This is a genomic window from Pseudomonas sp. F01002 (assembly GCF_004402115.1).
GTDB lineage: Bacteria > Pseudomonadota > Gammaproteobacteria > Pseudomonadales > Pseudomonadaceae > Aquipseudomonas > Aquipseudomonas frigoris.
On the sequence record NZ_SOPU01000005.1, the window covers coordinates 103,302 to 113,904 of the forward strand.

8 protein-coding genes and 1 pseudogene are annotated in these 10,603 nt (G+C 60.3%); 2 read left to right on the forward strand and 7 right to left on the reverse strand.

Features of this window, described 5'->3' with window-relative positions; all coding sequences use genetic code 11:
* Window positions 1-42 precede the first annotated feature (42 nt).
* The 6 genes from E3W21_RS04310 to E3W21_RS32265 all read right to left on the reverse strand — a co-directional run bounded on the left by E3W21_RS04310 (window position 43) and on the right by E3W21_RS32265 (window position 7,944).
* Window positions 43-1,431: an alginate export family protein gene (locus tag E3W21_RS04310; protein ID WP_256661511.1), complete on the reverse strand. Its 1,389-nt coding sequence runs from the start codon at window positions 1,429-1,431 to the stop codon at window positions 43-45.
* Window positions 1,432-1,472: 41 nt separating this feature from the next.
* On the reverse strand, window positions 1,473-2,873 hold the full coding sequence (locus E3W21_RS04315) for an SEL1-like repeat protein (RefSeq protein WP_134418566.1): 1,401 nt from the start codon (window positions 2,871-2,873) through the stop codon (window positions 1,473-1,475).
* Window positions 2,870-4,084, reverse strand: coding sequence for an alginate biosynthesis protein Alg44 (locus E3W21_RS04320; protein WP_129436748.1), 1,215 nt, complete (start codon window positions 4,082-4,084; stop codon window positions 2,870-2,872). Before E3W21_RS04320 ends, E3W21_RS04315 begins: the two co-directional genes overlap by 4 nt.
* Before the next feature lie 117 nt (window positions 4,085-4,201).
* The gene (locus E3W21_RS04325; protein WP_129445038.1) at window positions 4,202-5,683 is read right to left on the reverse strand and encodes a glycosyltransferase family 2 protein; all 1,482 of its coding nucleotides are present in this window, start codon (window positions 5,681-5,683) and stop codon (window positions 4,202-4,204) included.
* A gap of 61 nt (window positions 5,684-5,744) precedes the next feature.
* Window positions 5,745-7,055 carry a nucleotide sugar dehydrogenase gene (locus E3W21_RS04330; protein ID WP_134418567.1) on the reverse strand — a complete coding sequence of 437 codons (1,311 nt, stop codon included), beginning with the start codon at window positions 7,053-7,055 and terminating at the stop codon, window positions 5,745-5,747.
* 610 nt (window positions 7,056-7,665) lie between these two features.
* Window positions 7,666-7,944, reverse strand: coding sequence for a hypothetical protein (locus E3W21_RS32265; RefSeq protein ID WP_371927038.1), 279 nt, complete (start codon window positions 7,942-7,944; stop codon window positions 7,666-7,668).
* A gap of 5 nt (window positions 7,945-7,949) precedes the next feature.
* On the opposite strand from E3W21_RS32265, the pseudogene E3W21_RS04340 reads away from it, so the two are divergent.
* Window positions 7,950-8,422, forward strand: a pseudogene (locus E3W21_RS04340) (hypothetical protein).
* A gap of 8 nt (window positions 8,423-8,430) precedes the next feature.
* Here E3W21_RS04340 and E3W21_RS04345 read toward each other — a convergent pair.
* Window positions 8,431-9,504 carry an NAD(P)-dependent alcohol dehydrogenase gene (locus E3W21_RS04345; RefSeq protein WP_134418568.1) on the reverse strand — a complete coding sequence of 358 codons (1,074 nt, stop codon included), beginning with the start codon at window positions 9,502-9,504 and terminating at the stop codon, window positions 8,431-8,433.
* 156 nt (window positions 9,505-9,660) lie between these two features.
* Between E3W21_RS04345 and E3W21_RS04350 the strand changes: the two genes are divergently transcribed.
* Entirely contained in the window at window positions 9,661-10,587 is a 927-nt protein-coding gene (locus tag E3W21_RS04350; RefSeq protein WP_129436751.1) for a universal stress protein, read from the forward strand.
* The last annotated feature ends 16 nt before the right edge of the window (window positions 10,588-10,603 follow it).

Consider the following 10,603-nt stretch of genomic DNA (forward strand, 5'->3'; position numbering starts at 1 on the left):
GCCGTTGCCCACGATGGCATCACCGTGGGCAACAACCTGGGCCTAGATTTTCCAGACGAAATCAATGAACGCCCGGTGCATGCTCGAGTCGGTGTCGCTGGCGTACGCGTCACCCGGGAAGAACACGCCGAGGCGCAAGCGGATCAGCGCCGAGGGTTCGTCGACCCAATCCACCATGCTCGCGGGCAACAGGCCTTGTTTGAAGTACTTGGTCATGACCAGATCGACTTCCTGGCCCAGGTCCTTCTCACCGTCCACCAGCGCCGCATTGATGATCCCGCCGTCGCCGGTTTCCTGCTGGTCGTCGACCCGCCAGAAGCGGTGGTAGACGAGGCTGGCGTCGTAGTCCTCGCGCAGCTGCCAGGAGCCGAACAGGGTAGCCACCTGGAGGTTGCTCAGTTCACCGCGAAAGGCTTCGCCGAAACGGTGAACGCGCGAACGCGTGCCGGTGTAATTCGAGCGGTTGCTCTGCAGGCCGGTTTGCTGGAACTGATTCTCCTGGTCGCGACCACCGCCGTCGCCACGGGCTGCGGCAGCACCGAGGCGCCAGCTTTCATCGATGTTCCAGCGCAGGCCAAGGTCCGCCCCCCAGGCGTTGACGTCGCCACTGGTGTGGCCCGTCGCAATGCGATCGCCGTTAGCGTCGACCACGCTGGTGAGGTTGTCGCGACTGCCGGTCAGCCAGGTCGCGTTGAGCCAGTAATTGACCGGCATCGTCGAGCGATAGTTGTAGCCGTCACCGTTCGCTTCGAGACCGACCCAGGTCAGGCTGCCGGTGTTGGTCTTGTCGAGCGCATCGAGCTGCTCGCCCGTATTGGGCAGGCTGCCGCTGTCCTCGGAGTGATGCACGCGCAGGCCGAACCAGTGATTGGGCGCCCATTGCGTAGAGATGTCGGCGAAGGCATGGGAACGGTCTTTGTCTTCGGGCGCCAGGTCACTCAAGTCAGTGCGGTAGTCGGAAAAGCGTTCAGCGGCGCCGAGGTGGGCGCGCAACAGCGTGGTCTCGAAGGTCCAGTTGAGCGCTTCGATGTTGGTGTCCATCCACTCGCCGCTGTCCTCGCGCAAACGCTGGCGCCCCAAGCGCAAATGCTCGCCCGGATAGGCGGTGATGCCCGAATAGTCGACCCAGAACTCGCGCATCGCCAGGTAGCTGTCATCGGTCCCGCGGGCGTTACTTTCGTCGACGCCGTTGTTCACCGTATCGGTGTCGATGGTATCGGTCGCTGCCACCGCCTGCCCCATCAAATAGGCACTCCAGTCACCCCATTGGCCAAAGGCCCAGGGGCGCAAGTCGATGCCAATACCGTTGAGCGTGCCACCGGGTGCGGTGCCCAGGTCACGGTCGTCCTGCGACTCACCGGTAATCTTCACATCCAGGCCGAAATTCTTCGGAGCCACCTCCGCCGCCAGCACCAGACCGGCACTGCACATCAGCGAAACACCCAGACCACAACCTGCCAATAATGCTTGCTTCATAGTAAGTCCTGTCCATTTTCCGGAGTTTGCAGTCTGGCTAGCGCCGCGCCCGTCAGACGGGCCTGGGCTTCCCCTTCAAGCAAAGGCTGCGCGATTTTCCTTTCTGCCGGGGTTAGCCCCGACTGCAGGGCCGACAGCACTGGCTCTGCATTTACCACGCCCTGACGCTGCGCGAGTTGCGCAAAGACATAGGCATTGATCCGATTGACCTTGACCCCGCGGGAGTCGGAAAACATGTGCGCCAGGGCCAGGTCGGCATTGGGCGAGCCGTTGCGGGCCGCCAGCAACAAATGTTGCAGCGCCTTCTGCGGTTCGACCTGGCCCAGATAACCGCGCCGGTACAACTGGCCCAGGTAGTAATGCGCCCCGACTTCACCGGCCGCGGCCGCCTTGAGCAAATGCTCTTCAGCCAGACGCGGGTTCTGCGGCAACCATTTGCCGAGGTAATACAGCCGCCCGGTCAGCAGTTCCGCCCGTGGGTCGCCCGCCTCGCGCCCGCGCTGCAAGGCCGAGAGCAATTGCGGCGTATCGCCTTGCACGGGGTAGTCGTTGATCAACCGTGCCAGGCTGGTCCAGGCCGGCGCATAGACCGGCGCCAATTCCTCGAGCAGGCGCTGGGCGCTTTGTGCATCGGCCGGGCCTTCGAGGGCTGGCGACGACAGAACGCGCGCCACCGACTCGACCCGCAAGGGCGCGACTCGTCCCTCGCGCCAACCCTGGCGCAACTCCACCAGCAAGGCCGCTTGCGCATTGGGCTGGGCGCGCATTCGGTTGATGGTGGCCAGCTCCACATAACAGGCATCGAGTACCGCAAGCCGAGCCCGGCACATCTGCTCGATCTGCGGCAGGTGAGCCTTATAGGTGCCCTGATTGCGGTAAATCAGAATCTGCGCCAGATCCGCCTCGACAATGCCCTGGGCGCGCCAGCCATCGACCTTCTGCTGCGGATCCACCCCAGGCACCAGTTGCGGGTAGCCCAGGTACAACAACGTCAGCGGCACCACCGCACTGAACTCGCCTTTATCCAGCGCGCCTTCCAATAATTGCTGGGCCTCGCGCACTTGCTTGGGATCACTCGGCCCCTGACGCAACAACAAGCGGCCCAGACGTGACTGCGCCTTGACCGACTCCGGCGCGGCCTGCCGGTACAAGGCTTCAGCCTCTTTCAGGCTCGCCGGGTCGCCCGCCGACGCCGTCAGGTCGCCCATCCCGGCCTGGGCATCGGCATAGCCGTCCTGGGCCAGCGCCGCATAGTGCTTGCGTGCCGTTTCATAATCGCCGCGCAACATGGCCTCGCGCGCCAACCCCTGATCCGGCAGGGTGCCGCAACCATGAATCATCATCAGAGCTGCGGCCAGCGCAGAAAACCGCAGCCCCGATCGCCATGCGCCGTTCATTTTCCGGCCGCCATGGCTTTATTCTCCCAGGCATTCTTCACCCAGGTATTGGCCGCCCAGGCATTCTTCACCCAGGCATTGCTCTGCAGGTTTTCGATACTGACTTCCACCGGACGCCCGGCGAGATCGGTCTGCAACGCGCTGTCAGGCTCTATGGTGACCCGCAGGTCGGAGGCCAGGCCGCCGTTGTCCAGCACCACCGTGGCGATTTTGCCCGTGCGTGGCTGTTCTTCACCGACCAGTTGGAAGCTCACTGCCTTGCCAGGCTGGATCTTGGCAAAGTTCTTATAGGGGAAGCGCGCCTCGATGGTCGCCACACCATCGATCGGCATCAACTCGTATACCGTGGTGCCCTTGCCGACGACCTGGCCGTCCGGCACCAGCTGCGCCACCACCCGGCAATCGCAAGGGCTGGTCAGCGACCCTTGCAGGGTCCGGCTGAACAGGCGCTCGAGGTTTTCCGGGGTCGCCTGCCCGGGTGGCAGGTTGCCTTTCATCACATCCAGCAGCGACGCGGAAAAGGTCGCCAGCGGCGCCCCCTTGGACACCACCGCCCCCACCTTGACCAACGACTTGACGCTGCCGTCGCGCGGCAGGCCGATCAACTGGCCGGGCACGTTGACCCGCGCCGATTCGGCGTGAGTGACGAAATAAATGCCATACAACTGGTTCAGCACATAACCAAAGGCACCCAGTCCCACCAGGAACATCAGCAGGCTCACCGTGGTCGCCCGCAAGCGTGCGAAAAAGCCCAGGCCGTTGCCGCTATCGTGCTTTCGCGGCTTGGTGAAGTTGTCGCGCTGCTGGGTCGCGAGCATGTCACCCAGGCTGATCACCCCACCCGAGAGGTAGGAGGTGATCAGATAACGCAATGCGGAGATCGCACGTGGAGGCAGGTTGTGGAACTCGCAACCCACCCGCAGCCCCTCGCTACCTACCGAACGCACGACAAACTCCACGTCGATGGCAAACCCAAGCGCATCGACCTGAAACACCAGTTTGCCTTTGTGCTGTCGGCCCACGATCAGCGGTGGGTTCAGCTGACTCAGGCTGAAGCCACCGGCCGACAAGTCGATCAGCTCGCAATCGAACATCTCCCGGTTCGGCACGTGTAACTTGAGCCTCGCCGGTAGATTCAGCCGCGCATGCTGACGCTGCACCTCCGACTCATGCACAACATTGTCATCAACAGCAATACAAGCTGTGTTCATAACGCGTCCCTTCCCTTCCACGATTGAGAACGATCCGGCAGGTCAGAGCCGGTATGCACCTTTATCCTTTACCGCTGTGCAGACCGGCACGGCATGCCGACTGCCCTGACATCTGCGCTACACCATCCACATCAGCAGCGCGCAAAACACACTGCCGGCCGAAAAGGTCATGGCCCGCGACGACCAGGTATTGAACCAGCGCTGATAGCTGGCCAGCCCGCGGTCGAGTCTGGTTTTCTGGCGCGTCCACGATTGCCGGTCGAGACGGAAGAACACATAGATCTTCACCACGGCGCCGACCAACTGGTTGTAATAGAGAATCAGTGGATAGGCCGGCCCGACCGGGTGCCCCGAAGCCAGCAACAGCAGGCTCAGGAACAAGCGAGTCAGGCCGATCCAGAGCACATAGATCAGCAGGTAGGCCATGCTGTATTTGAGGCTGGCAATGATCGCCACTGACGGCCCGAGCAGGCTGGCCCACATCGATACGCGTTGATCGAACAGCACCAGCGAGGTGAACCAGCCCAACCGCTGCACGCCCAAGTGCAGCGCCCGCGAGTTCTGCCGCAGGTTATTGCCATACCAACGGAACATCAGCTGGCGGCTGGCCTTGAAGAAGCTCTTTTCCGGGGGGTGCTCGACCGTGTTGATCGCCGCATCGGGCACATAAAAGGTGTCGTAGCCCAGCCGCATCAGGCTGTACCAACTGGACTTGTCATCACCGGTCAGGAAGCGGAAACGCCCCAGGCGCCAGTGCTGCAGATAATCGCTCTCTACGTCTTGAATAAAGCCGGGGTCGGTCACCACTTGGGCGCGAAACACCGACATCCGCCCGGTCATTGTCAGCACTCGCTTGCCCAGTGCCATAGAACACATATTGATGTGCCGCTGGGCGAACCGCAGCTTATGCCATTGGCTCATCAGGTAGCTTCCGCGCACCTCGCAGAACTCATTGGTGGTCAGCCCGCCGACGTTCGGGAACAGCTTGAACCAGGGCACGGTCTGACGCACCAGCCCGGGCGAGAGCACGGTGTCGCCATCGACCACCGCCACCACCGCATCGGCATCCGGCAAATACCGGGAGATCGCCCGAAAACCATGGGCCAGGCCATCGCGCTTACCGGTGCCGGGAATCCGCACGAAGCTCAGCTTGACCTGCTCCGGCGGGGTATAGCTGTCCCACAGCGCTTTGATCAGCAGTTCATCGGCCAGCTCGACGATGGAACAGACCACCGTGGTCGGGTAACCACAACCGATGGCCTCTTCGATCACCGAGCGGTAGACCTGCGCCGTGGTCAACGCATCGATACGAAAACTGGTGACCAGCAAAAACACCTGCGACGGATCGGCAGTGCTGCCCAGCCTGGTGACTCTGCGTCTGTAATAAGGGAATACCAGATAAAGGAACAGCATCCCCCGCAGGTAATGGATCGCGCCCATCGAATAACGCCAGATACCGACCGCCCCCAGCAACAGGAGAAAGTCCCTGGATTGGGGATCGAACACGGTGCGCGGCAGCAACAGTGCAAGCCCCATCAGCGCGGTGACGTAGAACAACCAGCCCGCAGCTTCGCGCAAGTAAACCCTGGAATCAGCCATACCTATGACCCCCCGTTCGATAAACCCATGTTGTTTGGGGCGCATCAGCTCCGCGCCTCGCTTACCAGCAGATACCCTCGAGCCGATCGTCACTGGCGTGTGGCAGGAAGCCCACCAGGTCAACCACCTGCTTGCCCTCGGGCACCTGAAGCGCAATGGCTTTGAAGGACTCGTCACTGTTACCCAGCACGATCACCTCCGCCTGCTCGATCACTTTCGCAAGGTCAGGGCACAACAGCGAAGCCAGGTGCGGAATCTTCGACTCGATGTACTCTTTGTTGGCCCCGTAGATACGCGCGTATTCAACGTTGCGGTCGAAGATATGCAGGTCGTAGCCCTTGCCTATCAGCATCTCGGCCAACTCCACCAGCGGGCTTTCGCGCAGGTCATCGGTGCCCGCCTTGAAGCTCAGGCCGAGTAGCGCGACACGCCGCTTGCCGTAACTGCTGATAATGTCGAAGGCTCTCTGTACCTGCACCGCATTGCTGCGCATGATCGAGGCCAGTAGCGGGTGCTCGACGTCCATTTGCCCGGCGCGATAGTTCAGCGCACGCACATCCTTGGGCAGGCAGGAACCGCCGAACGCAAAGCCGGGGCGCATGTAATAACGCGACAGGTTGAGTTTGGTGTCCTGGCAGATCACGTCCATCACATCGCGACCGTCCACGCCGGCGGCCTTCGCGATATTGCCGATCTCATTGGCGAAGGTCACTTTGGTCGCGTGCCAGACATTGCAGGTGTACTTGATCATCTCCGCCACTTCGATGCTCCTGCGCAGGAGCGGGGCGTCCAGCTCTTGATAGAGCGTGGCGAGCATGTCACCGCTGCGCTGGTCGAGTTCACCGATCACCGTCATTGGCGGACAGTTGTAATCCTTGATCGCGGTACTTTCGCGCAGGAACTCCGGGTTGATCGCCACGCCGAAGTCGACCCCGGCCTTCTTGCCGGAATAGTCTTCAAGTATCGGGATGACCACGTTCTTCACCGTGCCCGGCAGCACCGTGCTACGCACCACTACTGTGTGCCAACTGTGCTTGTCGTGCAGCGCTTCTCCGATCTCGCGGCAGACCGACTCGATGTAGACCAAGTCCAGATCGCCATTCTTCTTGCTGGGCGTACCGACGCAGAGGAACGACATGTCCGTGCCCATCACTGCCGCCTTCACATCACGGTCACCACGCAGCCGCCCAAAACTCACACCCAGCTCGAGCAGCGGCTCCAGGTCGGGTTCAACGATGGGCGACTTACCCTGGTTGATCAGGTCGACCTTGACTTGCGAGATATCCACTCCGATTACGTCATGACCGCGAGCACAGAGACAGCCCGCACATACAGCGCCCACGTACCCCAAACCAAATATGCTGATCCGCATCGGTGAATCCCCCCGTATAACTTGATTCAGGAATGCCATCGGCATGCCGCGCAGGCCGACAGTCGCTCTACCGCACCAACTAACCGACCGTTAGATACAACTTGACTCTCGACCCACACCGTAAAATTGGAGTGTAGACAAACATCAAGCACGTACTGTTTTTTTTAAAAGAAATTTCGAACACTTCGCGCCGACAACATGAGTAGTTGGATCAGCAAAGTGAGTACCCACATCGTAAACACGTTAACCATTGATAAAATTACTATTAAAATCAGTGGTATATAAAATTTATCGTGACTGACACCTCAAACAAAAACATATACCTGCGCACCAAAAACAAGCAGATACTTACGATACTTACCGGACAGACACGCCTAAAGCCCTGACACAGTGCAATGCCAACGTTGCAACATTGTAAGCGTATCTAATAAATTCCTCGTACTGTGTAAAGCTACTGAAACACGTCAATTTTTTTAATAACTATTTATTGGCGCTCGCCATACACGCAATAGTTAATACCTTTTAAAGAACAATCTCTTTAGGGACTCTCCGAATAAGTCCTCGAATGTGCTGATATATGTCCTGACTACCTGAGCGAGCCGCCCATGAATCAGATGAGCTCTGCTGGCGCTGACTCGCCCCGCTCACGCTGGGCGCTCCGATCCCTGAAGACCTCATGAATGTCCGGCATCTGCCGGAAAAACACCCGTTGGCGGCGGGAATCCTGGCCGTCATCAATGCCGCCACGGTGGAGCTGGCGAACACTCGCCGTAGCTATGACATCGTCCCGATCAAGGTCGATGAGCTGGCCGAGCAGCAACGCATCGCTGACACCAAAACGCTGAAGCGAAATACCGTCGTCCGGTACTGGCCGGTCTGGCCGTTGCACTGGCCATGTCGTTCACCTTTGCGGCCCAGGCCCGGGAAACGGTACGAATCGGTTACCAGAAGTCATCGACCCTCATCACCTTGTTGAAAACCCAAGGCACGCTGGAAAAAACCCTCGCGCAGAAGAACATCGATGTGAGCTGGCATGTGTTTTCAAGTGGTTTGCCACTGCTGGAAGCGCTGAATGTCGGCAACGTCGATATCAGCGCTGAAGTGGCGGATACCATGCCGATTTTTGCTCAGGCTGCGCAGGCTGATCGCTGCCTTGGAAAAAGCAGGCGGCGCAAATACTCAGCCCATTGTGGGGCAACCTTGATGTAACAACCATCGAGACGGCCAACACCCATCGCAGCTACCAGGTACAGCCGGTGCAAGGCGATCAGTTGGGTGAGCAGCAGAAAATCGCCGACGCTTTTTTTGCCGCGGGTTTATTGCCCAAGGCAGTGGATGCGAAAGACGTCGATATCTGGAAACCCTGAGGACAAGCTCAAGGCGTGATCGCAACTTTCATCACCCCGTCCCGCTGATGCGCAAACAACTCATACGCGGCTTCGATGTCGTCAAGCTTGAAGCGATGCGTCACCAGCGGCGACAGATCGACGCCACCGCTTTGCACCACCGCCATCAACCGTCGCATGCGTTCTTTACCGCCGGGGCACAAGGTGCTGACGATGCTGAAATCCCCGAGCCCCGCGGAAAAAGCTTCGAGGGGAATGCGCAGATCACTGGAGTAAACCCCCAGGCTGGACAAACGACCACCGGGGCGCAACACCCGCAGCGCGGACTCGAAAGTACCCTGGGTGCCCAGCGCTTCGATGGCCACGTCGACACCTCGACCGTCGGTCAGCGCCATGATCTGCGCGACCACGTCGCCGTCCTTGAAATTGACCACGTGGGTCGCACCCAACTGCCGGGCGACGCTCATCCGTTCTGCCACGGTATCGATGCCGATAATGGTGCTGGCGCCCTTGAGGCGCGCGCCGGCCACGGCACACAGGCCGATCGGCCCGAGGGCGAACACTGCCACGGTATCGCCAATCTTGACCTCGCCCCGCTCTGCCCCGGAAAACCCGGTGGACATGATGTCCGGGCACATCAGCACCTGTTCGTCGCTGAGGCCATCGGGGATCGGGCACAGGTTGGCCAATGCATCCGGCACCAGCACGTACTCGGCCTGGCAGCCATCGATGGTGTTGCCGAACTTCCAGCCACCGGCGGCGCGGAAGCCATGGCGGGTGTCCGGGCCATCCTGTGAACTGCAACCGCACAGGCAGGCGTAACTTTGTCCGCTGGGGGTAATGGCGCCGGCAATCACCCGCTGGCCTTCGACAAAACCACGCACCTGCGAGCCCAGCCGCTCGATGATGCCCACCGGTTCGTGACCGATGGTCAGCCCTTTGGCCACCGGGTATTCACCCCGCAGGATGTGCACGTCGGTGCCGCAGATCGTCGTGGTAGTAATGCGGACCAGCGCATCCAGCGGCCCGACCTCGGGGATCGGTTTGTCATCCAGCACGATGCGGTTTTTCTCAACGAATATCGCGGCTTTCATGATTGCCATCGGGGTTCTCCTGAGCGTTCACGTGCGTTTGAGTTCAGCATGAACCTCAGCCTGCGCCCGGTTTACGGACGGGAGGTTGATCATGGTCAATACTTAGAGACTGGATGTACGTCGCACGAGCCGCACGTCGGGCGGCTAATCCACGGGAGGTTCGTCATGTCTGGTCAATCCCGCTTCATGCTGGTTGCATCACCGCTGATGGAACACAGCCCCGCTTTCGACAGGGCCGCTGCGCTGGCCAAGGCCGAAGACGCCGCGCTGCACATCGTCGCCTTCGATTATCTGGAAGGCCTGGCGACCGCCAGTCTGGTCAACGAAAAGGCGCTGGAACAAATCCGCGTGGGCTACGTCGAGCGCCACCGCCAATGGCTTGAGGAACAGGCCCGCCCTTTGCGCAAAATCGGTGTGCACGTCACCACCGAAGTGGCCTGGGTCGAACGCCCCTTGGAGGAAATCCTGATTCACCTCAAAGAGCAGCCGATGGACGTGCTGATCAAGGCGCTGGAACACGAATCGCTGCTGTCGCGGCTGATGTTTACCCCGCTCGATGTGCATTTGTTGCGCGAATGCCCGGTGCCGCTGCATTTCGTGAGCCACGCCGTGCACGCCTTGCCGCGAAAGATCGTCGCGGCGGTCGACCCCTTTCATCGCGATGACCATTACAAAACCTTCAACGACCGGATCCTCCACGAGGCGGCGAAACTGGCGAGCGCCTGTAATGCCGAGCTCGATGTGGTCTACGCCTATGACCTTTCATCCATCAGCGCCGACGAATTCGGCTTCGACAACGGGTCGGCGTTCTTCTCGTCGGGCAAGGCCAAGACCGTATTCGATTACCAGGAGGATGCCTTCAACGACTTGGCCGAGCGCAACGGCATCGCGCCGGAGCAGCGGCACATGATCATGGGCAACCCGGCCAAAGTCCTCACCCGCTATGTCGATGCATATGACGTTGACGTGATTGTCATGGGCCGGATCGGCCATCGCGGCATGGGCCGGCTGATCGGCAGTACGGTGGAGCATCTGCTGTACAAAATGCCGTGCAGCGTTTGGGTGGTGTACACCGAGCGGCTGGATGAATAGCCGCGATACACGCAGC